21 protein-coding genes are annotated in these 24,125 nt (G+C 72.8%); 12 read left to right on the forward strand and 9 right to left on the reverse strand.

Annotated features, from left to right (window positions below):
• The first annotated feature begins 144 nt into the window (after positions 1-144).
• The 4 genes from ACZ4IF_RS21035 to ACZ4IF_RS21050 all read left to right on the forward strand — a co-directional run bounded on the left by ACZ4IF_RS21035 (position 145) and on the right by ACZ4IF_RS21050 (position 6,324).
• Positions 145-360 carry a type A2 lantipeptide gene (locus tag ACZ4IF_RS21035; protein ID WP_345652421.1) on the forward strand — a complete coding sequence of 72 codons (216 nt, stop codon included), beginning with the start codon at positions 145-147 and terminating at the stop codon, positions 358-360.
• A gap of 90 nt (positions 361-450) precedes the next feature.
• Complete coding sequence (locus ACZ4IF_RS21040; RefSeq protein WP_467564873.1) at positions 451-1,260, forward strand: hypothetical protein; 810 nt, start codon at positions 451-453, stop codon at positions 1,258-1,260.
• Positions 1,257-3,494, forward strand: a complete 2,238-nt coding sequence (locus ACZ4IF_RS21045; RefSeq protein ID WP_467564875.1) for an NHLP family bacteriocin export ABC transporter peptidase/permease/ATPase subunit — start codon at positions 1,257-1,259, stop codon at positions 3,492-3,494. Before ACZ4IF_RS21040 ends, ACZ4IF_RS21045 begins: the two co-directional genes overlap by 4 nt.
• A 1-nt stretch (position 3,495) precedes the next feature.
• The gene (locus tag ACZ4IF_RS21050) at positions 3,496-6,324 is read left to right on the forward strand and encodes an NHLP bacteriocin export ABC transporter permease/ATPase subunit (RefSeq protein WP_467564877.1); all 2,829 of its coding nucleotides are present in this window, start codon (positions 3,496-3,498) and stop codon (positions 6,322-6,324) included.
• 36 nt (positions 6,325-6,360) lie between these two features.
• Here the strand turns inward: ACZ4IF_RS21050 and ACZ4IF_RS21055 are convergent, their stop codons facing one another.
• Positions 6,361-6,888: an SRPBCC family protein gene (locus ACZ4IF_RS21055; protein WP_467564879.1), complete on the reverse strand. Its 528-nt coding sequence runs from the start codon at positions 6,886-6,888 to the stop codon at positions 6,361-6,363.
• A gap of 5 nt (positions 6,889-6,893) precedes the next feature.
• A complete protein-coding gene (locus tag ACZ4IF_RS21060; protein ID WP_467564881.1) occupies positions 6,894-7,247 on the reverse strand; it encodes an ArsR/SmtB family transcription factor in 354 nt (117 codons plus the stop codon).
• A gap of 176 nt (positions 7,248-7,423) precedes the next feature.
• Here ACZ4IF_RS21060 and ACZ4IF_RS21065 point away from each other — a divergent pair, with 176 nt between their 5' ends.
• Entirely contained in the window at positions 7,424-8,926 is a 1,503-nt protein-coding gene (locus ACZ4IF_RS21065) for an MFS transporter (protein ID WP_467564883.1), read from the forward strand.
• Between the two features lie 40 nt (positions 8,927-8,966).
• Here ACZ4IF_RS21065 and ACZ4IF_RS21070 read toward each other — a convergent pair whose 3' ends face one another.
• Complete coding sequence (locus ACZ4IF_RS21070; RefSeq protein ID WP_467564885.1) at positions 8,967-10,523, reverse strand: phosphatase PAP2 family protein; 1,557 nt, start codon at positions 10,521-10,523, stop codon at positions 8,967-8,969.
• 119 nt (positions 10,524-10,642) lie between these two features.
• Between ACZ4IF_RS21070 and ACZ4IF_RS21075 the strand changes: the two genes are divergently transcribed.
• The gene (locus tag ACZ4IF_RS21075; protein ID WP_467564887.1) at positions 10,643-11,140 is read left to right on the forward strand and encodes a methyltransferase family protein; all 498 of its coding nucleotides are present in this window, start codon (positions 10,643-10,645) and stop codon (positions 11,138-11,140) included.
• A gap of 237 nt (positions 11,141-11,377) precedes the next feature.
• Here ACZ4IF_RS21075 and ACZ4IF_RS21080 read toward each other — a convergent pair whose 3' ends face one another.
• On the reverse strand, positions 11,378-11,812 hold the full coding sequence (locus ACZ4IF_RS21080; protein ID WP_359499695.1) for a protease inhibitor: 435 nt from the start codon (positions 11,810-11,812) through the stop codon (positions 11,378-11,380).
• A 389-nt stretch (positions 11,813-12,201) separates the two neighbouring features.
• Here ACZ4IF_RS21080 and ACZ4IF_RS21085 point away from each other — a divergent pair, with 389 nt between their 5' ends.
• The 4 genes from ACZ4IF_RS21085 (at position 12,202) to ACZ4IF_RS21100 (ending at position 15,914) form a co-directional block, all read left to right on the forward strand.
• Positions 12,202-12,753 (forward strand): hypothetical protein, encoded by a 552-nt coding sequence (locus ACZ4IF_RS21085; RefSeq protein WP_467564889.1) that lies wholly within the window; start codon positions 12,202-12,204, stop codon positions 12,751-12,753.
• Between the two features lie 202 nt (positions 12,754-12,955).
• Positions 12,956-13,465 (forward strand): TIGR03668 family PPOX class F420-dependent oxidoreductase, encoded by a 510-nt coding sequence (locus ACZ4IF_RS21090; protein WP_467564891.1) that lies wholly within the window; start codon positions 12,956-12,958, stop codon positions 13,463-13,465.
• Between the two features lie 194 nt (positions 13,466-13,659).
• Positions 13,660-15,243 carry a purine-cytosine permease family protein gene (locus ACZ4IF_RS21095; protein WP_467564893.1) on the forward strand — a complete coding sequence of 528 codons (1,584 nt, stop codon included), beginning with the start codon at positions 13,660-13,662 and terminating at the stop codon, positions 15,241-15,243.
• A complete protein-coding gene (locus ACZ4IF_RS21100; protein WP_467564895.1) occupies positions 15,243-15,914 on the forward strand; it encodes a cyclase family protein in 672 nt (223 codons plus the stop codon). The genes ACZ4IF_RS21095 and ACZ4IF_RS21100 overlap by 1 nt, the downstream gene beginning before the upstream one ends.
• Before the next feature lie 52 nt (positions 15,915-15,966).
• Here the strand turns inward: ACZ4IF_RS21100 and ACZ4IF_RS21105 are convergent, their stop codons facing one another.
• The gene (locus ACZ4IF_RS21105) at positions 15,967-17,217 is read right to left on the reverse strand and encodes a PucR family transcriptional regulator (RefSeq protein ID WP_467564896.1); all 1,251 of its coding nucleotides are present in this window, start codon (positions 17,215-17,217) and stop codon (positions 15,967-15,969) included.
• Positions 17,218-17,330: 113 nt separating this feature from the next.
• On the opposite strand from ACZ4IF_RS21105, the gene ACZ4IF_RS21110 reads away from it, so the two are divergent.
• Entirely contained in the window at positions 17,331-18,500 is a 1,170-nt protein-coding gene (locus ACZ4IF_RS21110) for a lactate 2-monooxygenase (protein WP_467564898.1), read from the forward strand.
• Positions 18,497-19,474, forward strand: coding sequence for a 2-hydroxyacid dehydrogenase (locus tag ACZ4IF_RS21115; protein ID WP_467564900.1), 978 nt, complete (start codon positions 18,497-18,499; stop codon positions 19,472-19,474). The genes ACZ4IF_RS21110 and ACZ4IF_RS21115 overlap by 4 nt, the downstream gene beginning before the upstream one ends.
• Positions 19,475-19,633: 159 nt before the next feature.
• Here ACZ4IF_RS21115 and ACZ4IF_RS21120 read toward each other — a convergent pair whose 3' ends face one another.
• From ACZ4IF_RS21120 to ACZ4IF_RS21135, 4 genes are all read right to left on the reverse strand, one after another.
• Positions 19,634-21,595, reverse strand: a complete 1,962-nt coding sequence (locus tag ACZ4IF_RS21120) for an RICIN domain-containing protein (RefSeq protein WP_467564902.1) — start codon at positions 21,593-21,595, stop codon at positions 19,634-19,636.
• Between the two features lie 564 nt (positions 21,596-22,159).
• The gene (locus ACZ4IF_RS21125) at positions 22,160-22,537 is read right to left on the reverse strand and encodes a toxin Doc (protein ID WP_345652473.1); all 378 of its coding nucleotides are present in this window, start codon (positions 22,535-22,537) and stop codon (positions 22,160-22,162) included.
• Positions 22,538-22,540: 3 nt separating this feature from the next.
• Positions 22,541-22,786 (reverse strand): hypothetical protein, encoded by a 246-nt coding sequence (locus ACZ4IF_RS21130; protein ID WP_345652476.1) that lies wholly within the window; start codon positions 22,784-22,786, stop codon positions 22,541-22,543.
• A gap of 203 nt (positions 22,787-22,989) precedes the next feature.
• The gene (locus tag ACZ4IF_RS21135; protein ID WP_467564905.1) at positions 22,990-23,562 is read right to left on the reverse strand and encodes a TIGR03086 family metal-binding protein; all 573 of its coding nucleotides are present in this window, start codon (positions 23,560-23,562) and stop codon (positions 22,990-22,992) included.
• Positions 23,563-24,125: the final 563 nt, after the last annotated feature.

Raw genomic sequence — 24,125 nt, forward strand, 5'->3', positions numbered from 1 at the left:
GACCGTGCTTTGATCCGTTGCACCGCGGAGGTCGCGACCGACGCCTGGAAACGGGTGTCGCAGCCCCGCGGCGGCGGCCGTCATCTGTCCCCAGAGGGGGCCGCTCCCCCCTTATGAAATATCCATACGAAGGGAAGTTCCATCATGAACTCCACCCCCCGTGTTGAGACCGCCGAGATCTCGGACGCCGACCTCGACAACGTCTCCGGCGGCCTGGCGCTGAACGCTGTCGGCACCGTGACCGGCCTGGTCGACGGCGTTGCCCCGGTCTCCGGCCTCGTGGGCACGGCCGTCGGCACCGTCGAGGGCGTGACCGGCCTGAACACCGCCCCGGTCACCGGCCTGGTCGCGGGTCTCTGATCCCGTTTCACACCGTTGAGTCCCGGAACCGCTTCCCGGTTCCGGGACTCTCGGATGCCGTGAACCTCTCGAACAGGTGAGGGAAGTCCCGTGCAGTTCCGCCAACAGGCCCTCGCCAAGCTGCAGTCGCCGGAGGAGCTCGACCTTCCGGTGCGCTTCGCCCGCCCGCAGGGCTGGCTCGTCCTTTCCGTGACGCTCGTCGCCATGGCGGCGGCCTCCGTCTGGGCCGTCACGGGCACCGTCACCTCCACGGTCGGCGCACCGGCCGTCCTCACGCACGGGCAGGGCAGCTACGTGCTGCAGAGCCCCGTCGCCGGCCAGGTCACCGCGGTCCTCGCCAAGGAGGGCGAACGGCTCCCCGCGAACGCCCCCGTGCTGAAGGTGCGGACCGCCCAGGGCGAGACAGCCGTCGTCCGTACCGTCGCCGCGGGCCGGATCACCGGGCTCGTCGCCACCATCGGCGCCATCATCTCGACCGGCGCGAACGTCGCGGCCGTCGAGAAGGTCGCCCACGCGGACGACCCGCTCTACGCGACCGTCTACGTCCCCGCCGAGAACGCCGCCACCATTCCCGCGAACGCCGCCGTCGACCTCAGCGTCCAGTCGGTGCCGACCCAGCAGTACGGAGTGCTGCGCGGCCATGTGAAGTCCGTCGGCCGGACGGTGCAGACCCAGCAGCAGATCGCGGCCTACCTCGGCGACAGCCAGCTCGGCGAGCAGTTCACCAAGAAGGGCCGCCCGGTGGCCGTCCTGGTGCGCCTCGACCGTTCGTCCGCCACGAAGAGCGGCCTGAAGTGGTCCTCGGCGGACGGACCGCCGTACGCGCTCACCTCCATGACCCTGGCCACGGGTTCGATCCGCATGGCCGATCAGCGACCCGTCGATTGGCTCCTGCCGTGACCGCTCCCCAGGACACGCTCCCCCCGCCGGTGCGGGGCAGACGCCGCGCGCCCGCGCCCAAGCGGCCGGTCCCCAAGGGGCGGCGCAGGACGGTGCGCACCCCCACCGTGCTCCAGATGGAGGCCGTGGAGTGCGGCGCGGCCTCCCTCGCCATGGTGCTCGGCCATTACGGCCGGCACATACCGCTCGAGGAGCTGCGCATCGCGTGCGGTGTCTCGCGGGACGGCTCCCGCGCCAGCAACCTCCTCAAGGCGGCCCGCAGTTACGGCCTCACGGCCAAGGGCATGCAGATGGACACGGTCGCCCTCGCCGAGGTGAAGGCGCCCGCGATCCTGTTCTGGGAGTTCAACCACTACGTCGTGTTCGACGGCATGGGGCGACGCTTCGGCCGGCGCGGCGTGCACATCAACGACCCCGGCAAGGGACGGCGTTTCGTCCCCATGGAGGACTTCGACACCAGCTTCACCGGTGTCGTCCTGGTCATGGAGCCGGGGCCGGACTTCCGCAGGGGCGGGCGCAGGCCCGGGGTGCTGGGCGCCATGCCGGCCCGGCTGCGGGGCACCTCGGGCACGATGCCGGCGGCCGTGCTGGCGAGCCTCCTGCTGGTGGCGGTCGGCGCGGCGTTGCCCGCGCTCAGCCGGACCTACATCGACACGTATCTGATCGGCGGCCAGACCTCGCTGCTGGGCGTGCTGTTCGCGTCGATGGGCGCCTCGGTGCTGCTCACGGTGTTGCTGACCTGGCTGCAACAGGCGAATCTGCTGCGCGGGCGCATCATCTCCTCGACACTGAGCAGCGCCCGCTTCCTGCGGCACCTGCTGCGACTGCCCGTCACCTTCTTCTCCCAGCGCAGTCCGGCCGACCTGGTGCAGCGGCTCCAGTCGAACGACGCGGTGTCCGAGACACTGGCCCGCGACCTCGCCGCGGCGGGCGTGGACGCGATCGTGGTCGTGCTCTACGCGGTGCTGCTCTACACGTACGACCCGCAGCTCACGGCCGTCGGGATCGGTGTCGCGCTGCTCAACGTGGTGGCGATGCGCGTGGTGGTCCGGATGCGCGCGACGCGTACCGCGAAGCTGCGCGCGGACACCGCGCGGCTGACCAACACGGCCTACACCGGGCTCCAGCTCATCGAGACGATGAAGGCGACCGGCGGCGAGGACGGCTACTTCCGCAAGTGGGCCGGGCAGCACGCCACCACGCTGGAGGAGCAGCAGCGCCTCGGTGTGCCGAGCGCGTGGCTGGGGGTGGTCGCGCCGACGCTCGCGACGCTGAACTCCGCGCTGATCCTGTGGATCGGCGGGCTGCGCGCCGTCGAGGGGCACATCTCCGTCGGCCTGCTCGTCGCCTTCCAGGCCCTGGTGACCCGCTTCACGGCGCCGATCACCCGGCTCAACGGTGTCGCGGGCCGCATCCAGGACTTCGCGGCCGACGTCGCCCGGCTCAAGGACGTGGAGAACTTCCAGGCCGACCCGCTCTACGCACGCCCCGGCACCGGCGAGTCCACCCGCCGGCTGCACGGCCATGTCGAACTGGAGAACATCACGTTCGGCTACAGCCCGCTCGACAAGCCGCTGCTCAGCGGATTCTCGCTGACGGTGGGGCCGGGCCAGCAGGTCGCGCTGGTCGGCGGCTCCGGGAGCGGCAAGTCGACGGTCTCCCGGCTGATCTCGGGCCTGTACGCCCCCTGGGAGGGCACGATCCGCATAGACGGGCAGCGGCTGGAGGACATCCCGCGCGGCGCGCTCGCCGCCTCCGTCTCCTTCGTCGACCAGGACGTCTTCCTCTTCGAGGGCACCGTGCGCGACAACATCGCACTGTGGGACCCGTCGATCCCGGACGACGCGGTGGTGTCCGCCCTCCAGGACGCGGCGCTGTACGACGTCGTGACGCGCCGGCCGGGCGGCATCCACAGCCGGGTCGAGCAGGACGGGCACAACTTCTCCGGCGGCCAGCGCCAGCGTCTGGAGATCGCGCGGGCGCTGGTGCGCAGGCCCAGCATCCTGGTGCTCGACGAGGTGACCAGCGCCCTGGACGCGGAGACCGAGCAGCTCGTCATCGACAACCTGCGCAAGCGCGGCTGCGCCTGTGTGGTGATCGCGCACCGGCTGAGCACGGTGCGCGACAGCGACGAGATCGTGGTCCTCCAGCACGGCACGATCGTGGAACGCGGGCGGCACGACGCCCTGGTGGCGGCCGGCGGCCCGTACGCCGAGCTGGTCAAGGAGCGATGAGATGACCACGGTTCACGAGGGCGTCCACGAGGGGGACCTCGTCCTCGGGGCACTCGGCGGCATGGGCACGCCGATCGACTGCTCCGGTCTCAACCGGCTGGACCTGGAGGGTCCGCAGGTGCTGTGGCTGGTCGCCGCGGGCGCCATGGACCTGTTCGCCGTCGACGCGGTGCAGCAGGGTCACTGGCACCATCTGGGCCGGCTCGAAGCGGGCTCGCTGCTGCTCGGCCCGGTCGCGGGCCCCCAGCACACGCTCGTCGGGCGGCCGTTGCGCGACTGTGTGGTGCACCGGATCGTGCTGCGCGAGCTGTACCAGCCCGTCAACACGGAGACCTGGTCCTACGACGAGTACGGCAACCCGCAGTACGTGCCTCCGACGTCCAGCCCGCTGGAGTACGCCCTCGCCCTCGGGGTCGGCCGCAGTCTGTCCATTCTCTTCCAGGCCCCGATGGCCACGGAGAACGCCGCCGCGCTCACGGACGAGGACGTCTTCTGGATGCAGGTGCCGCCCGGCAGCGTCCAGTACGGCTCGCTGTACGGCGCCGAGGCCGCGGCCGATCTGCTGATGGACCCCGGCGTGTGGCAGGGCATGGTCGACCAGCAGTACCGGCTGCTGGCCACGCTGGACCGCTGGATCGAGCAGCTGGAGGCGAGCCACGAGGACCGTACGGCGGCCGGCATCAAGGCCGGTGAGGCGGTCCGTGCCCAGGCGGACCGGACCCTGCTGGCCTCCATCGGCAAGTCGTCGGCGAAGCGTCCGACCGCCGCCGACGCGGACGCCACGTACGCGGCGTGCAAGCTGGTCGCCCGCACCGCGGGCATCGATCTCGCGGAGCCCGCGCAGAGCGGCACCGAGAGCGACCGGCTCGACCCGGTCGAGCGGATCGCCCTCGCCTCGCGGATCCGCACGCGTGCGGTGCGCCTGGACGGGCGCTGGTGGCGCGACAACATCGGCCCGCTGGTGGGCCACCGGGCCGTGTCCGGCGCGCCGGTCGCCCTGCTGTGGCGGCGTGGCGGCTATGTGGCCGTGCAGCCGTCCTCCGGGCGGGAGACCCCCGTCGAGAAGGCCAACGCGGCGGAGTTCGAGCCGCGGGCGGTGATGTTCTACCGGCCGCTGCCGGAGCGGACGCCGAGCCCGTTCGGGCTGTTGCGGTTCTGTCTCAGCGGGACCGGCGGGGATCTGCGCGGGCTCGCGATCAGCGGCCTGGTCACTGTCGCGATCGGTGCCCTGGTGCCGATCGCGACCGGCAAGGTGCTCGGCGAGTACGTGCCGAAGGCCCAGCACGACCTCATCGTGCAGGTGTGTCTGGCCCTGATGCTCACCAGCGTCGTGTCGGCGGCGTTCATGCTGCTGCAGAACCTCACGATCCTGCGGCTGGAGGGACGGATCGAGGCGACGCTCCAGCCGGCGGTGTGGGACCGGCTGCTGCGCCTGCCGACGAAGTTCTTCACATCCCGGTCGACCGGCGAACTCGCCAGCGCCGCCATGGGGATCAGCGGCATCCGCCGCCTGCTCGCGGGTGTCGGCCCGACACTCATGCAGGCGGGCACGGTCGGCGCGATGAATCTGGGGCTGCTGCTCTGGTACAGCGTTCCCATGGCGCTGGCCGCGATCGCCATGCTGGTCGTCATCGCGGCCGGGTTCCTGGGCCTCGGGCTGTGGCAGGTGCGCTGGCAGCGCCGCCTGGTCGTGCTCGGCAACAAGCTCAACAACCAGGCGTTCCAGACCCTGCGGGGGCTGCCCAAGCTGCGGGTCGCGGCGGCGGAGAACTACGCGTACGCCGCCTGGGCGGGCGAGTTCGCGCGCAGTCGCGAGCTCCAGCAGAAGGTGGGCCGCATCAAGAACCTGAACACGGTGATGGGCGCGGTCTACCTGCCGCTGTGCACCCTGCTGATGTTCATGCTGCTCGCCGGCCCGGCCCGCGGCTCGCTGTCGGCGGCGGACTTCCTCACCTTCAGCACGTCGGTGACGATGCTGCTGACCTCGGTCACCCAGATCACCGGCGCGTTCGTCTCGGCGGCTGCCGCGCTGCCGATGTTCGAGGAGATCAAGCCGGTGCTCGAAGCGGCGCCGGAGGTGCGCGCGGCGAACACGCGCCCGGGCGTCCTGTCCGGGGGCCTGGAGGCGCGGCGGCTCTCCTTCCGCTACGCCGACGACGGTCCGCTGGTCCTCGACGACGTGTCCTTCGAGATCCGCCCGGGCGAGTTCGTGGCGATCGTCGGCCCGAGCGGCTGTGGCAAGTCCACGCTGCTGCGCCTGCTCATCGGCTTCGACAGGCCGGTCTCGGGCAGCGTCCTGTACGACGGGCAGGACCTGGCGGCTCTCGACCAGTCGGCCGTGCGCCGTCAGTGCGGTGTCGTGCTCCAGCACGCGCAGCCGTTCACCGGGTCGATCCTGGACTGCATCTGCGGCACCGAGCCGTACACGCCCGAGGAGGCGATGGCGGCGGCCGAGATGGCGGGTCTGGCCGAGGACATCAGGCGGATGCCGATGGGGCTGCACACGATCGTCTCCGGCGGTGGTGCGATCTCCGGCGGTCAGCGCCAGCGGCTGATGATCGCCCAGGCGTTGATCCGGCGTCCGAGGATCCTCTTCTTCGACGAGGCGACGAGCGCTCTGGACAACGAGACGCAGCGCACGGTCATCGAGAGCACACGTGCTCTGCGGGCCACCCGCGTCGTGATCGCGCACCGTCTGTCGACCGTGATGGACGCCGACCGCGTCATCGTGATGGAGGACGGGCGGGTCGCCCAGCAGGGCCCGCCCGCGCAGTTGCTGGCGGACACCGGCGGGCGCCTGCACGAACTGGTGCGACGGCAGATGCAGTAGGCCGGGGAACGGACGCGGCTGTGGCGGCCCGCCTGTTCAGTCGAGCCCCGGAACGGGTGCGCCGGAGGGGACCCCGGCCTCGAGGTAGCCGCGGTAGAACTCCTTCCAGGGTGCTCCGGCCCCGGTGTGCGGGCCCTCGGGGTGTTCGCCGCGGGCCTTCGTGTCGAGGGCGGCGAGACACACCTCCCAGCCGGCCCCGTTGCGCGCGGCGGTGTCAGCGGCTCCGAGGACGTCGGTGAGCGTGAAGCGGGTGCGCTCGTCGTCCAGGGCTTCGAGGTCGAAGCGCAGTTCGTCGCCGCCCCAGGCGAAGGAGAGGTGCCGGGGCGGGTCGACGGCGAGGACGCGGCCCTGCGAGTCCGCCGTGTTGGGGTCGCCGCTGAAGGTGACGGTGCCGCCCGGCCACAGCTCGAACTCGGCGCGGGAGGGGAACCACTGGGCCAGTTCGTCGGGGTCGGTCACGAACTGCCAGACCCGGTCGACGGGGTGGTCGTAGGTCCTGCTGAAGCGGACGGCGGGGCGCCCGTCGTCCAGGGTGAGGTAGGTGCCGGTGCGCTCGGCGGACATGGCGGTCAGTCCTTCGGGGAGGGGATGTCGTGGTCGTCCGGTGGCTCCCCCGCCGCGGCGTCCAGGCGCCGGCCCAGGGCGTCGAGGCGCTCGTTCCACAGGGTGCGGTACGGGGCGAGCCAGGCGTCGAGTTCGGCCATCGGGGCGGGGTCGAGGGCGTAGACACGGCGTTGCGCGTCCTGGCGCGCCCGCACGAGCCCGGCGTCGCGGAGCACCCGAAGGTGCTTGGAGGTGCTGGGCTGGCTCAGACCGCAGGCCTCGACGATCTCACCGACGGCGCGCGGGCGCTCCAGGAGGAGCGCCACGATGGCACGCCGATGCGGGTCGGCGAGCGCGGCCCACAGGGATGCCTCGGACATGAGCTCAATATGCCCCCTTGGTTATATGCCGGTCAAGGCATACGAGGGCGATTCAGGTCACTTAGCGAAACGTTGCCGTTTCGCTCGACGGGGTCTAATCTCTGGATGTCGATGTGTACGAAACCGTTTCGTTTAGTGCACTCATCCCTGAGCGACCTTCCCCGGAGTGTTCTCCCATGTCTCAGACCGTGGCCGACGGCACCCGCGCGGGTGCCGTGGAAGCACCGCCCGCGCCCTCCTCGAACCGGCGCTGGTGGATCCTCGCGATCACCGGCATCGCGCAGCTGATGGTGGTGCTCGACGCGACCATCGTGAACATCGCCCTGCCGTCGGCCCAGGCCGACCTCGGCTTCTCGGACGGCAACCGGCAGTGGATCGTCACCGCCTACTCCCTGGCCTTCGCCTCCCTGCTGCTGCTCGGCGGACGCATCGCGGACCTCTTCGGCCGCAAGCCCGCCTTCCTCATCGGCGTCGCCGGCTTCGCCGCCGCCTCCGTGCTCGGTGGCGCGGCGACCAGCTTCGGGATGCTCGTCACCGCCCGCGCCCTGCAGGGAGTCTTCGGCGCACTCCTCGCGCCCGCCGCGCTCTCGCTGCTGAACACGACGTTCACCGACGCCAAGGAACGCGCCAAGGCGTTCAGCGTGTACGGCGCCATCGCCGGCGCCGGCGGCGCGGTGGGCCTGCTGCTCGGCGGTGTCCTCACCGACACGCTCGACTGGCGCTGGACCCTGTTCGTCAACCTCGTCTTCGCGGTCGTCGCCTTCGCCGGCGGCTGGGTGCTGCTGGGCAACCACCGCGACGCGGCCGGATCCAAGCTCGACCTGCCGGGCACCCTGCTGGTCTCCTCCGGTCTCTTCTCGCTGGTCTACGGCTTCTCCAACGCCGAGACACACGACTGGAGCTCGCCCGCCACCTGGGGCTTCCTGGCCGCGGGCGTGGTCCTGCTGGCCGCGTTCGTCCGCCGGCAGAACGTCGCCGAGCACCCGCTGCTGCCGATGCGCGTCCTGCTCGACCGCAACCGTGCCGCGTCGTTCATCACCGTGCTCATCACCGGTGCCGGCATGTTCGGCGTGTTCCTCTTCCTCACCTACTACCTCCAGCTGAACCTGGGCTTCAGCCCGACGAAGACCGGTGTGGCGTTCCTGCCGATGATGGCTGCCCTGATGGTCATGGCCCAGGTCTCCACGACGGTGCTGGTGCCGCGCATCGGCCCGAAGGCCGTCATCCCCGCCGGCTTCGCGCTCGCCGCGCTCGGCATGGCCTGGCTCACCGGCATCGGCATCGGCTCGTCCTTCTCGACCGCGGTCCTGCCTCAGCTGCTGCTGATCGGCGCGGGCCTCGGCATGGTGATGCCGCCCGCCATGTCGCTGGCCACCAGCGGGATCGCCCCGGAGGACGCGGGAGTCGCCTCCGCCACGGTCAACACCATGCAGCAGGTGGGTGGTTCGATCGGCACGGCCCTGCTGAACACGCTCGCCGCGAGCGCCGCGACGAACTACCTGTCCGGCAAGGACGCCACCGACAAGCTGGTCCAGGCCAGGTCGACGATCGAGAGCTACACCACCGCTTTCTGGTGGTCGGCCGGATTCTTCGTGGCGGGCGCCGTCATCGCCTTCCTGCTCTACCGGCGCGGCAAGCTGGAACAAGACCCGGACGCCGCACCGGTCGTCCACATGTGATCGGTCGCGGACCGATCACCCCCGGTCCGAGGGGCCGCCGTCAGCAGGGAGACGGCGGCCCCTCGCCCGTCCGCCCCGGGACGGCCGTCCCGGCGGCGGGCCGCGCCTGCCGCGCCGCTTCGTCGTGCGACACCGCGGGCCGGTACACCACGAGCGCGCCGGGTTCCTTCTCCAGACTCAACGACGCCTCGGCCGACGCGATTTCACCGTCGTACGCGAGGGAGTCGGTACCCGTGACGTTCTCCAGTCGCACCCAGGGGACCTGCTCCGCGCCGTAGACCCGGGAGCGGTGCAGGGCCCCGGCGAGCGCGGAGACGACGACGCGGGTGCGGGCGAGACGGTGGTCGCCGTCCACCACGCGCAGGTCGAGCAGTCCGTCGTCGAGCCGCGGCCTGTAGGACGGGGCGAAGCCCTCGGGGACGTAGCGTCCGTTGCCCGCGAACAGCAGCCACAGACGGCGCGGACGGCCGTTGAGGCTCAGCTCGACGGGGGTCGCGGTGCGCAACACCCTGACCAGCGCGAACGCGGCGGCGGGCCACTTGCCCCACCGCTCCTGCGCACGCTCACGCATCCGGACGAGTTCGGGGTACAGGCCGATGCTGAAGGTGTTGAGGAACCGCACGTCCTCGCCGTCGGCCGAGCGCGCCACACCGATGTCCACGGACACCGCCTCGCCCCGGACCACGGCGTCCGCGGTGTCCTCGTAGTCCGGCACCCCGAGGTCCTGGGCGAAGTGGTTGAGGGTTCCGCCGGGGAACACCGCGAGCGCGAGGCCCCGTTCGGCCGCCGCGCGGGCGGCGGCGTTGACGCTGCCGTCCCCGCCGCAGACGCCGAGGGCTCCCCCGCTCTCCGCGGCCCGGCCGACGGCCTCGGCGAGCAGTGCGGCGAAATCGTCGTCGGGGCCCCGCTCGATCAGCTCGGCCCCGGGAAGCAGCGCGCGCAGCCGTTCGGCCGGGGGCGGGGAGGTGGCGGGGGCGGCGCCGGCCCCGCTGTTGACGAACACGACCAGCCCCTCGCCCCGGGGCAGCGCGGGCGCGTCGGCGACGGGCCGCTGTCTGCCCGGGACGACCTGTCGAGGCGGCCACCAGCGGCAGGTGAGCGCCGCGGCGCCGACGCCGATCGCCACCCCGGCCAGCACGTCCCCGGGATAGTGCACGCCCACGTAGACACGGGAGAAGGCGACCGCGGCCGCGCAGGGCGCGACCAGGGCGCCGTACCGCGTGGACTCCAGGGCGACCCCGGTGGCGAAAGCCGCGGCGGAGGCGGAGTGCCCGGACGGGAAGGACGTGGTGTGCGGCTGGATGCGCAGGTGACGGACCGTCGGCACCAGATCGAGCAGCGGCCGGGGTCGGCGGGTGCTCCACTTCACGACCGTGTTGACGGTGAGCGAGGCGAGCGCGAGCGCGCCGACGCCCCGCAGGGCCGCACGCCGGGCGGTGCGACCGCCGGCCGCCGCGAGCCCGGCCGCCGTGCCGAACCAGAGCACTCCGTGGTCGGCGGAGTGGCTCAGCCGCCGCAGCACCGGATCGGCTCCCGGCATCCGCGCCCACGCCACCCGTGTGAACAGCCGCTCGTCCAGCTCGCCCAGTGCACGCATGCTCCACCGCTACGGTGTCGCGTCCGTGCCGGCATCCCGGGCGACTCGGACCGGTGACGGGGCTGCGCCGTGCGGCGCAGCGGCTTCCCCGGGCGCGGCCGCGGAGCCATGGTGGGTGCATGCGCAGATCCGCGGCGGCGGCCGGCAGTTCGCTCTTCCTGGCACTCGTGCCGGGCACCGTGGCCGTCCTGATCCCCTGGTGGCTGACCGGTTGGCGGCCCGGTCACTGGTGGCCGCCGGTGCGCGCGCTCGGCCTGCTGCCGCTGGCCGCGGGCGCGTACGTGCTGCTGACCGCCTTCGGCCGCTTCGTCCGCGAGGGTCTCGGCACCCCGGCGCCGGTCGCGCCTCCCGAGCACCTGGTCGTGGGCGGGCTGTACCGGTACGTCCGCAACCCGATGTACGTGGCGGTCGTCGCCGCGATCCTCGGGCAGGCCCTGCTGCTCGCGCGACCGCTCCTCCTGACGTACGGGGCGATCGCATGGCTGGTGATGGCGGCTTTCGCCCGGTGGTACGAGGAACCGGCGCTGACGGCGCGGTTCGGCGCGGACTACGAGCGCTACCGGCGGGCGGTGCCCGGCTGGTGGCCCCGGCCCGGTGCGTGGCACGACCCCGGGTGAGCACGCGTCACAGGCATGGAGGCGAGGGGATGTCTGGGGGACGGATGCGAGGAAGTCCGGCCGGCGAGCCATGGGGGAAAAGGACCCTGGGCATGCAAATGCCGAGGGCCGGCCGACGGCCCCACTCCGTCCGGCCGACCCTCGGTGCGAAATCGCGTGGTGTCCCCGCGACGTGGCCCGCACTCCCCAGTCACGGACCTCGGTCGCTCTTCACGGGGACTTCGCGATCCCGGTCTCTCAGAACGTGAAGACGGTCGTCCCGTAGGAGTTCTTCACGCACTCGTTGGCGAAGGTGCGTTCGTAGGAGACGCGCTTGCCCTGCCAGACACCCTCGACCGTGACCACCACGGGGTCGTACTGCCTGGTACAGAAGACGCCGTCTCTGAGCGTCAGCGCGCCCGGATCGCCGCCGGCGCCGCGCAGTTCGGCGCAGGCCTGCACGGCGGCGGGATGGGTGCCGGAGGCCGTCGGGGCGCAGTTCAGGGTGACGGCCCGCTCCGGTGTGACGGTGGCCGCGGCGGTGCCGTGGCCCGTGGTGAGCACCAGGGCCGACGGGGCGTAGAGCCCGGACGGGCCGGCGGCGGGGGCGGCGTGGGCGGAACCGACGACGGGTCCGCAGACGGCGGTGGCCGTCAGAGTGAGAGTCGCTGCCCAACGCGCGGTGTTCGGCATTGTGTGCATCCTTCCGCTCGATCGAATGCGAAACCGGCTCGGTCGGGTGCCGGTTCGGCGAGCGCGAGTCTGCCGAGTCCTCACGAGAAACACACATCGACCCCATGCGTTTCGGTAACTTTGAGTATTGAAACAGTGGCGCGAAGTTACGGAATTCGAACGCCCGGGCCCCGGAATTGAGCCACCGTTGATCGTCCGCCGGGCCCTCATGGCCAGATTTCCGTGGCTCGGCAATAGGCCTGAAACATTCCGCTTCACCCCGCGCCGGGCTCCCGCGGCGCCTCCGTGCGCACCCCCGGCGGAGCCACGTACCGAGCACGCCTTCAGCCCACAGCGGACTTCGAGCGGACCCCCTTGCCCGATTTTGCCCGCGGAGTAATGGTGATTACATGATTACATCGGAGCAACGCGACAAGCTGCGCGGCTGGTTCGCCGGCCGCCTGCCCGACGATCTCTTCGAGAGCCTCGTGGAGGTCACGGTCGACCGCGAGGAGATCACGGTCGTCGGCCGCATCCCCGAACCCCGGCTCGGCGACGGCGCATCGGAGGCCGAGAAGGAGGCGGCCGTCGAGGCACGCGTCCAGGAATTCAGGGAGCGCACCCGCGAGGAACGGATCGCGGTGGCGCGCGAGGCGGAGCACCGGTTCCGCAAGAAGGTGTCCTGGGGCGTGGAGTGCGGCACCACGCGCGCCCTGTTCACGCACGTCGCGGCACCGGTCATGACGCGGCTGCGCCAGCCCGAGCGCCAGGTCCTGGACACCCTGGTCGCCGCCGGGGTCGCCCGCAGCCGGAGCGACGCCCTCGCCTGGTGCGTGCGCCTGGTGCAGCGCCACACCGACGACTGGCTCACGGAACTGCGCGAGTCGCTGGAGCACGTGCAGCGCGTGCGGGCGCAGGGCCCGGACGCCGAACCGGGGGACACCACCACCGACGACGAGTGACCGGTTCTCCCTCCTCCGGCGCACGGACGGCCTCTCCTCCCGGCCGTCGCGCCACACTGGGAGCGGACACAACCGGACGGCAGCGCTCCGGCCGTTTCGGCCGTTTTGGCCGTTCCGGCCGAGGGCTCGTCCGGACGCCGACCGCACGTCGGGGATCGCCGGCACGCCCGGCAGGAAGGACCGGAGGCTCACCGTGCCGGACATGGACGAGACGGAGGCGCGACGCCGCTTCCTCACCGCGCGGGTGGCACGGCTGGCCACCGTGGACGCCGAGGGGCGCCCGCACCTGGTGCCGGTCGTGTTCGCCGTACTGGGCGACGAGATCGTCACCGCGGTCGACGGGAAGCCCAAGAGGTCCCCGCGGCTGAAGCGGCTGCGCAACATCGCGGCGCACCCGGCCGTCTGTCTGCTCGTGGACGTGTTCGACGAGGACTGGAGCCGCCTTTGGTGGGTCCGGGCTGACGGCGAGGCGCGCGTCGTGCCGCCCGCCGCACCGCAGGGCGGTGCGCGGGAGACGTACGCAACGGCGGTCGCCGCGCTGCGGGAGAAGTACGCCCAGTACCGCGGCCGGCCGCCGGACGGCCCGGTGATCACGGTCGCCGTCCACCACTGGCACGGATGGCTCGCCGCGCACGGCGAGGACCCGCCCGGCCGATCCGGACCCCATGCCTCTCCCCCTCCCGGCGGCGGCCGGCACGGCGTGGACGAATGATCCACGGCGTCCGTGGGGGATGGATGGTTCGCCCACTGGTGTGCACTTGACAGGCCGCCGTAGCGTCGGCACACCCCTTCAAGGAAGGCGTCCCCTCACGCCGCACACCCCAGCGGCGGCCACCGGCCTTCCTCCCACCGCGCCACAACGCGCTCCACCGCCCGTCCGGGTACAGGCACTTCGCTGGAGCACTCTTGTCCGACAACTCCCCGACCACTCCCCCGCCGTCCCTCACCGAGGTCGAGACCTACGGTGTCGAGCGCATCCCCGACGCGGACCGCACCGCGACGCCGCTCGACCTGTTCCGGGTCGCCTTCGGCGGTGCGAACACCTTCTCCACCTGCGTCCTCGGGGCCTTCCCCATCCTCTTCGGGCTCTCCTTCTGGCAAGGGCTCGCCGCGACGCTCCTCGGCGTGGTCGTCGGTGCGCTGATCCTCTGCCCGATGGCGGTGTTCGGGCCGGCGAACGGCACGAACAACGCGGTCGCCTCGTCCGCCCACCTCGGCGTGCACGGGCGCGTCGTCGGCTCGTTCCTGTCGCTGCTGACGGCCGTCGCGTTCTTCTCCATCTCCGTGTGGAGCTCCGGCGACGCCCTGGTCGGCGGCGCGCACCGGCTGTTCGGCCTGGAGCGCAGCACGCTCTCGTACTCCGTCGCCTACGCGCTCTTCGGCGGTCTGGTGCTCGCGGTGTGCGTGTACGGCTTCCGCTTCATGCTGTTCGTCAACAAGATCGCGGTGACCTCGGCGACCGTGCTGTTCCTGGTCGGCGCGATCGCCTTCGCCGGTGACTTCGATCCGTCGTACGCGGGTGTGTTCACGTCCTCGGCCGACTCGGCGACGCAGGCGCTGTTCTGGCCCTCCTTCATCGGTGCGGCGCTGATCGTGCTGTCGAACCCGGTGTCGTTCGGCGCCTTCCTCGGCGACTGGTCGCGCTACATCCCGGCGGACACCCCGCGCCGCAAGGTCATAGGTGCCGCCTTCCTCTCCCAGCTCGCTACCCTGCTGCCGTTCGTCTTCGGACTCGCCACCGCCTCCATCATCGCGACCAAGGCGCCGAAGTACGTCGACCCGGCAGCCCCGGACTTCGTGGGCGGACTGCTCGCCATCTCACCGAGCTGGTTCTTCCTGCCGGTCTGTCTGCTCGCGCTGATCGGCGGCATGTCGACGGGCACGACGTCCCTGTACGGCACCGGGCTCGACTTCTCGTCGGTGTTCCCGCGGCTGTCGCGGGTCCAGGCGACGTTCCTGGTCGGCGCGCTCTCCATCGCCTTCATCTTCATCGGCCGCTTCGGGTTCGACCTGGTGCAGTCGATCTCGACCTTCGCCACGATGATCATCACGTGCACCACCCCGTGGATGGTCGTGATGATCCTCGGCTTCCACACCCGGCGGGGCTGGTACGACCCCGACGCGCTCCAGGTCTTCAACCGCCGTCAGCGCGGCGGCCGCTACTGGTTCGCGCACGGCTGGAACTGGCGTGGCATGACGGCCTGGTGGGTCGCCGCGGTGGTCGGCGTGCTCTTCACCAACATCCCCGGCCAGTTCGTCGGCCCGCTCGGCGACCTGGCGAACGGCGTCGACATCAGCCTGCCGCTGTCCCTGGCCGTGGCCGCGGTGCTCTTCCTGGCCCTGCTGCGGATCTTCCCCGAGCCCAGGGCCGTGTACGGACCCGAGGGTGCGCGGTTCGCCCGTACCGTCGACGCCCCGGTGCCGCCGATCACCGGGCCCGGCGCGGAGGCGGCCGACCCGGCGCCTGCCCTCGCCGGCGAGAGCCGCTGATGGGGAGCTGGCTGGACCTGTCCGTCCCTCTGGTCACCGGGATGCCCGTGTATCCCGGTGACCCGGAGGTCGAGGTCTCGCAGGCCCTGCACGCCTCGCGGGACGGCGTCAACGTCCAGCGCCTGCACATGGGGTCGCAGTCCGGGACGCACGTGGACGCGCCGTACCACGTCGACGACGCGTGGCCCACGCTCGACGCGCTGCCGCTGGACCGGTTCGGCGGCCGCGCCGTCGTGGCCGACGTCCGGCGCCTTCCGGCCCGGTCACCGATCACCCCGGAGCTGCTCACGCCCGCACTCAGCCGGCTACGCCTGGAGCCCGGCTCGATCCTGCTGCTCGTCACCGGATGGTCGGCGCACTGGGGCACGGCCGGATATCTGGACCATCCGTGGCTGACCCCGGCGGCGGCCGAGGCGATGGTGGAGGCGGGCGTCCGCACCGTGGCCGTCGACGCGCTCAGCGTCGACGCCACACCCCGGCCCGGCGATCCCCCCGCGGACTTCGGGCTCCCGGCCCATCGCGTCCTGTGCGGTGCGGGAGGGGTCATCGCGGAGAACCTCACCGGCCTGGAGCGGCTGGTGGGCGCGCGGGAGGTCGAGGTCTTCCTCTTTCCGCTGCGGCTGCCCGCGGCCGACGGGGCTCCGGTGCGAGCGGTCGCCCGCGTCGGCTGACCGCACCGCCCCGCGCGCCGGCCCTGCTCGCCGGCGCGCGCCGCTCCCCGGCTCAGGTCCGCGGCGCCACGACGGTGCGCGCGACGTCGAGGGTCAGCCGGTGCCAGGGATCCCGGGGGTCACGGGCCGTCAGTTCCCGGATGCGCCGCAGGCGGTAGCGCAGGGACTGCGGATGCAGGTGCAGGGCGCGGGCCGCGGCGCTCGCCGAACCCGCGTCGATGTACGCGGTGAGCGCCACCAGGAGGTGCCGCTGGTCCGGGTCCGTGAGCGGACCGAGGACCAGGCGGGCGATGTGGTCGGGGGCGGCCGCGGGATGGCCGGCGAGTAGGGCCAGGACCTGTGCGTCGGCGTCCGTGAGGAGGCCGCCGGGACGGTGGGCGTGGGCGGGCGCGGTGTCCAGGGCGTCGGCGGCCAGACGGTGGGCGACGGCGACCCGGTCCAGGCCCTCGCCGGTGACGGCGCAGCCGCGCCAGGCCCGGCGCGCCAGCAGGGCCCCCGCCCGGCCGACGGCCGCGGCGGAGAACATCAGTACGGCGCGGGAGCCGCGGATCGTGGACAGTGAGGTGCCCGTGTCACCGAGTTCGTCGAGCAGTCCCGTCGCCGCCTCGTAGGACAGGTCCGGGCCGCCCGGGTCCTGTGTCTCCGCGACCAGCAGGCAGTAGGGCTCGGGGAGCTGGACGCCGAGCCGGGCCGACCGGTCCGTCAGCGCGCCCGCCGAGGCGTGCCGTCCGGCGATCAGGTCGTCGAGCAGCAGCCGCAGGGCCCGGTCGCGGTCCCCCGCGAGGTCCTCGCTGGTCACGGCGTAGGCCGTGGCCATCTCCTCGGAGAGTGTGTCCAGAGCGGTCAGCAGCATGCGGGCGAGCGCGAACGCGTCGGCCGCCGCCAGCCCCGGAGCGCGGGCCGCGATCTCGTCCGTGAGAACCGTCGCCGCGACGCGGTAGGCACGCAGCACCGCCTGGACGGGACGCCCGTCCGCCGCGCGGGCCGCCGCGATGCCGCGAAAGCGCCGCAGGTCGGCGGGTTCCAGGGCGCCTTCGGTCACCCACAGGTGGAGCAGTCTGTCCACGCCCCAGGCCGCGATGGCGCGGACCTCCGGAAGCCGGCTGTCGTCCAGCGCCGCGTACACCGGGACCTGCGCGTGGACGGCCGCGACGACCGCCTCCACGACCTTCGGATCGGCGACCATGTCGCGCCGGACCCGGGCCCGGGCCGCGGGGGACCCGCCCGTCGCGGCGTCCGGCCGCCCTTCGGACCCGGCCCTCGGCACGGGACCGGAGCCGGGGTTCGCCCTGCTGTTTGTCACCTGGTGATAATCCCAGTCGCACGATGTGCGCACCATGGTGGACGGACCTTGTCACAGTCGCAAGGATCGTCGGCGTACAGCGCGGTCTCAGGGACGAGAGGCGGGACGTACGGATGGCGAAGCATTGGGCCGACTTCCAGTACGAGATCTATCTGAACGGAATGACGGGTGCCGTACCCCGGCTGCCCACCGATCTGACCCGGCTGGAGGAGCTCACCGAGCAGCGCCTCGGTCCCGGTCCGGTCGGCTACGTGGCGGGCAGCGCGGGCAGCGGCAGTACCGCACGCGCCAACCGGGAGGCCCTGGACCGGCGCCGGATCGTGCCGCGCATGCTGCGTGACGTGCACGAGCGCGACCTGTCCGTGGAGGTGCTGGGCCGCGCGCTGCCCGCGCCGCTGGCGCTCGCGCCGGTGGGCGTCCTGTCGATCATGCATCCGGGCGCCGAGCCGGCCGCCGCGCGTGCCGCCGCGGCGCAGGGCGTCCCGTACATCCTGTCGTCGGCCTCCAGCACGCCCATGGAGCAGGTCGCGGAGGCGATGGGCGACGGGGAGCGGTGGTTCCAGCTGTACTGGGCGAAGGACCGGGAGGTCACCCGCAGCTTCCTGGACCGGGCCAAGGCCTCGGGGTTCACCGCGCTGCTCGTCACCCTCGACACCCCCCTGCTGGCCTGGCGGCCGCGCGACCTCGATCAGGCCTACCTGCCGTTCCTGCACGGCGTGGGCACCGCCAACTACTTCTCCGACCCGGCGTTCCGGGCGGGTCTGGCGAAGCCGGTCCACGAGGATCCGAACGCGGCCGTGATGCACTTCGTGGGCATGTTCGCGGACCCCGGCAAGACCTGGCCCGACCTGGCCTTCCTGCGTGAGAACTGGGACGGTCCGATCGTCCTCAAGGGCATCCTGCACCCGGACGACGCACGCCTCGCGGCCGATGCGGGGATGGACGGCGTGGTCGTCTCCAACCACGGCGGCCGGCAGGTGGCGGGGTCGGTGGCCGCCGCCGACGCGCTGCCCCGTGTCGTGGAAGCGGTGGGCGACCGGCTGACCGTCCTGTTCGACAGCGGCGTCCGCACGGGCGACGATGTCTTCAAGGCGCTCGCGCTCGGTGCGCGGGCCGTGCTCGTCGGCCGCCCGTACGCCTACGGGCTGGGCCTCGACGGGCAGGCGGGCGTGGAGCACGTCATCCGCTGCCTGCTCGCCGAGTTCGACCTGACACTCGCCCTGTCCGGGCACGCCCGCCCGGACACCGTCGGCCCCGACGACCTGACCGAGGACAGCCCATGACCGACCCGAAGAACGTCCTCGCCGTCGTCTCGCCGCACGTGGGCGGACGGACGGCGGGCGCCGCGCTCGCCGGCGTCTTCCCCGGCGAGGCCCGGGTGACCGTGGTGGAGGCCACCGACGAGGACCCCGTCGCGCTGCGCGAGGCACATGTCGTCATCACCGGTCTGGCCCCGGTGACCGCCGAGCACATCGCCGCCGCACCGGCCCTGGAGCTGATCCAGTGTGCCAGCCACGGCTTCGACTACGTCGACCTGGACGCGGCGCGCGCCAAGGGAGTCCCGGTCTGCAACATCGGCTCCAGCGGTGCCGAGAGGCAGAACGTGGCCGAGCAGACCTTCGCCCTGATGCTCGCCCTCGCCAAGCAGCTCGTCCCCGCGCACACCGCCCTCGTCGAGGCCGACTGGGCCCTGCCGCGGCTCCAGCAGTCGATCACCGAGCTGTCCGGGAAGACGCTCGGCATCGTCGGGCTCGGGCACATCGGCGAGGAGGTCGCCCGCCGCGCGGTCGCCTTCGACATGACCATCGTGTACGCGGGTCCGCGGCCGATCGACGCGGAGACCGCGGCCCGGCTCGGCGGGGCCCGCCACGTCGGGCTCGAGGAACTGCTGCGGACCTCGGACTACGTCACGTTGCACGCGCCCCTGACCGACGAGACCCGGCACCTGCTCAACGCCGAGCGGCTGGCGCTGCTCAAGCCGACGGCGTTCGTCGTGAACACCGCGCGGGGTGCCCTGATCGACCAGGACGCCCTCGCGGACGCGCTGGAGGCGGGCGCCCTGGCCGGGGCGGGCCTCGACGTGTTCGACCCCGAACCGCCCACCCCGGCCCTGCGCCTGCTGAAGGCGCCGAACGTGGTGCTCTCCCCGCACGTCGCCGGTGTCACGCGCGAGACGCTGGTGCGGATCGCGTTGGCGGCCGTCCAGAACGCGGCCGACTTCGTGGCGGGCAAGCCGCCCCGGGACGTCGTCTCGTAGAGCTGACGCCCGGGCGCCGTGGGGCCGCGGCGCGGGATCCGGCACGGGGCCGGCGCGCCACGGCCTGGCGTCGGCGTCACGCCGCGCCTCACCGTGGCGCACGCCGCGCCTCACCGTGGCGTCGCGCCGCGCCCTCGTGGTGCCGTCGCGCCGCCGCTCTCACGGTGCGGTCGCGGCCACGGCCTCCCGGTCCTGGAGCCCTGTGTCGTCGACGAGTCCGGACAGGCCGAGGGGCAGCACGGTCTGCGGGTTCGCGTCGTCGAGACCGTCACCGTCGCCGACGGCCACGGCGCGCGGCTCCTGGTAGGGCTCCGCCGCGGTGGGCCCGGGGTCGGCCGGCACCTCGACGGACGGCTCGCCTTGTTCCTCGCCCGGCCGCGCGGGAGTGTCCTCGGCCGTGGGCCCGTCGCTCGCGGGCGGGGCGGACGGCCCGGACGTGCCCACGACCGACAGCGACTTGGGGCGGTCCGACGGGGGGTCGGTGCGCCAGCGCTGCTCGTCGGACCCGTCGCGGACCTTGACGACGACGTCGGTGTCGGGGTCGTCCGACGCCGGCGTGACGGCGAGTCCGTCGCGTCGGCGGGGCAGCAACTCGCCCTGCACGGTGAGGTCGTAGCGCATGTCCTTGCCGCGCGCCGCGTTCTCGGCGACGCAGCGCTGCAGCAGGACGACACCGTTGTCTGCGTGCGAGTCCAGGCACAGCCCGGGATCGGCGATGCTGCGCAGCAGTCCGTCGTACTCGTACGACCATTGCTGGGTCCAGGCCGACGAGCACACCGCGAGTTCGGTCTCGGCGCCGGGCTTCGCGCTGCCGCCCCTGATGTCCAGGCACAGGTCGGCGGCGAGGTTGCGCAGCCGGGTCTGCTCGGCGCCCGTCGGCAGTCCCGCCGAGGTGGGGGGCGACGAGGCGGCGGGCGGGGTCCGGGAGCCGGGGGCCTCGGACAGGCTGTGGCTGCTGCCGGCGCCCGTGGAGGCCGTGGGGTCGGCACCGCCCTCGTCGTGCGGCCACAGACCGGCCGCGAGGACGGTCGCGAGGAGGACGGCCGACAGTCCGGCGCCGGTCAGCAGGGCCTTGGGAGGGGCCTCGCCCGGCCGGGCCGCCCCGCGGCCCGGGGTGGGGAACTGTCCCAGCAGGCGGTGCCGCCCACCGCCGCCCTGACGCCCGCCGGTTGTGGGCCGTCCGTCCGCGCCGTACCCGTCGCCGCGGCGGCCCCCGCCACCGGTACGCCCGCCGCTCCCCGGAAGCCGTCCGCCGAAGGGGGTACCACCACGGGGGCGCAAGCGCTGTCCCGCACGCCCGGGGCGTGAGTCGAGATAGCGCTGTGCGCCCCAGCCGAGCACGGCCTCGGCGATCAGCGATCCCAACCCGCTCTCGAAATGGCCGAGTTGTTCCGCCGCGTGCCGGCAGTACGAGCACTCCGCCAGATGCTGCCGGACATCGGGAAGCAAGGCGCCGCCCCGGCGGATCGGCACGTCGAGGAGGCGGTTGTAGAAGCCGCATTCCTTGCTGGGCGCGAGTTCCCGGTGGGCGCGTACACAGCCCTCACGGAATTGCTCGCGGGCCTGCTCCAGGGCGGCCGACGCGATGTCGGTGTCCATGCCCGACAGACCGGCCGGTACGGATATGGGTTCCGCCTCGACCTCGGTGTGCCACAGAAGGCACCGGGACAGTCCCGGCAGAGTATGGAAAGCACGCTCCGCCAGCTTGCGATTTTCGGCCGTCATGGACTTCGCGGCGCGCATGCCGCGGCCCCCCGCGGGTTTCCCCAGGTCCGGCAGAACACCGGTTATCCGGTCGTCCGCGGACCACTCCCTGACGGTGTCGCGTACGTCCACGAGGAGTTCGGGCCGCAGGGCGATCGCGGAGTCGCCTTCCCCGAGCCGGTCGAGCGCCCGGTGGAAGGAGATCGCCGCCACCATGGAGGCGGCGGGTGCCGAGGAGGCGAGGCAGATGACCGCGTAGTCGTACGCCGACTGCCAGTGCCGGGCCATCAGCAGGGCGACGGGGTGGGCGGCGGCGTCCTGCGCCGCGCCTCTCAGCCGGGCGGCGAGACTCTCGTCGGATTCACCGGGAACGCCACCGGGCGGATAAGGGGGACGAGGGGGGTGGGGGGTGCGCACGGAGCGGGTTCCTTCCGAGGTGCAAGGTGGCACACAGAATTCCGGACCGCCGAAAAGGAGGGCTGGTCGGTGCATACCTTTTTGACGGTGCGTCGGGAAAACGGCGAGGACGGAAGGCCGTACGACGACCGCCGGTCAGGGGCTTTTCGAGCCCGCCGACGACCCGGAATGGCGAACAGCGGTTCAGACCCGGCCATTGGCCCGGCGCAGGGAGTTCACCCTCGCACAACACGCTCACGGCCAACAAGGCACTTGGGCAACATCAGGCTCATTGAAATAAAGTCAGATCCTGCGGCAACTCGCCCCGCTCGCACCGGCATTCGAAATGCGACGCGCCCCGTGTGAACCGGGCGCACGCGCCGGAGCCCCTCGCACGCTCCCGACGCGCGGAACTCCGTAGTCCACTGGAATCGGCCCTTCTCGGAGGCCCCGCGCAGGACGGCGGCTCTCCCGCGCGAAACCGGCCGCCGGCCCCGATCCTCCCGCCCTCGGTCGGCGGCCCCGAGGGCGGGGCCCGGACCGGGCGGCGGCACCGGCCCCGCGCCCCCCTCCGGTACCGGAGTCTCAGATCTGCCAGGAGCGGAGGCGGTCGGCCGCGCCGTAGACGTCGGCCTTGCCGGAGATGAGGTCGCGGGTGAGATCGACGAGCGCGCCGTAGGGCGGGTCGATGCCGACGCCGCTGACGAACATGTACGCCACCGCCGCCGAGCAGGCGAAGCGGGCGTTGGCGGCCGGCAGTGGCTTGAGCAGCGCCAAGGTGTGCAGCAGCGCCGCGGCCCGCCAGGCCGGGTCGGAGTCGACGCCGAGGCGGGGCGGGTCCACGCGGTGCCGGGCGACGGCGGCGACGAGCGCGGAGAAGTCGTTGACCGTGGGCTGGTCGGGCAGGACCTCTTCGTGACGCTGGAGCAGCCAGGGCACGTCGATGTGGATGACGGGTGCCATCGGTCAGGCGACCCGTCCCTCACGCCGGGCGGGGGGCTCGTCCTCGGGAAAGGCCGCGGCGAACTCGTCCGCGTGCGCGGCGAAGAAGCGGCGGAACACCTCCGCGCCCTCCTGGAGCGCCCGGTGCCGCACGATGTCGGCCGCGGCGGCCTCCCGTACGAGGGCCTTCATCGACGTACCGCGTTCCTTGGCGATCTGCCGCAGGTCCTCTAGCTCGCGGTCGCTGAACTCCACGTTGAGAGCTGGCATGCCATCACGGTACCGCGCGGGTACTTACTCGTAAATATCCGCTGGTCAGAAGCCATGAGCAGCGGTACCCGCAGGGCACCGGAACGACGCGCAGCGGGCCGTCCTCGCGTGTCCCGTCCACGGCGTCGACGTGGCCGCCTGCCGGCCGTCCCGGCTCCGTCGGGCGCCCGCCCGTGAGGTCGTCGGGGCGGGCGCCGGGTCGTTCAGGCGGCCTTCCGCCCCGTGAGGGCGAGCAGCCGCTCCAGTGGCGTCGCGTCGGGGGCGGCCTCGACCTCGGGGCCGAAAGCTCCGCCGGCGCGGGCACCGTCGGCGATCCGCGTGGCGACGGCCGTCGCGGTGGCGATCACGTCGTCGTCCGCGGCGAAGGGTTGACCGGTGGCGGTCGCCAGGTCCCAGCCGTGCACCGTCAGCTCCATGGTGGTGATCATCCCGGCGAACGGGGCGGGGCAGGTGTCCGGGCCGAAGGGCGTGTCACCCTGCCAGGCATCCGGCTCGCTCCAGGCGGCGACGAGCCGGTCGACGAGCGGCGGGAACACCACCCAGGGCGGCTGGTTCAGCGTCGTCGGCGCGTCGGCGGGCACCGGCTCCTTCGCCGCGGCGTGCTCGCCCATGACGAGCGTGCCGAGGAGGTGTTCGCCGAGCCGATGGACGTCGAAGTCGGCGCAGGGTGTGGGCAGTTCGCGCTTTCCGTCGAGTGCGGGCCGCCCGGCGTGGGCCAGCAGCCCGCGGGCGGCGCGGGCGAGCTGGTCGCCGAGTACGGCGGGGTTCGCGTTCATGGGGTTGCTCCTGTTCGAAGGGCCGGCCCGTCGGCGGGCCCGGCTCCGTCCGGATGACGGACCCGGGGCCGGCGGCCGGACCGCCGGGAACCCGGACGGTCCTGCACAGACGGACCAGGCTCGACCACGAAAGGAATCGGACCCGCGAGAAGCGGAGCACCGGGGCGCGGGGCCGCCCCGGCGAGAGCCTGCCGGGCGGCCCGCCGCGGCACGGGCCGCCCGGACGCAGGGCGAGTCCGGGACCACGCAGGCACCGGCCCCCCGGACACGCGGCGACGCAGGCAGGGACCGCCCAGGCACTCACCCGGGCAGGGCCTGCCGAGTACGGAGCTCCCCGGGTACGGGGCGTGCAGCAAGGGCTCCCCGGGTACGGGGCATGCAGGCAAGGGCCCCGAGCACGGGCGCAGCCTGGCATGGACCGCCCAGGCTCGAACTCCCGACCATGGGCCCGTCGGGCAGGTGCCCCCAGACACGCGGCGCGCCGGCCACGGGCCCACCCGGACACGGGGTGCCCGTCGAGCACGGACCCTGCCGGCCACGCTGCCGGCCCGCACGGGGCGCCG

This window comes from Streptomyces sp. NPDC025784, from assembly GCF_055558435.1.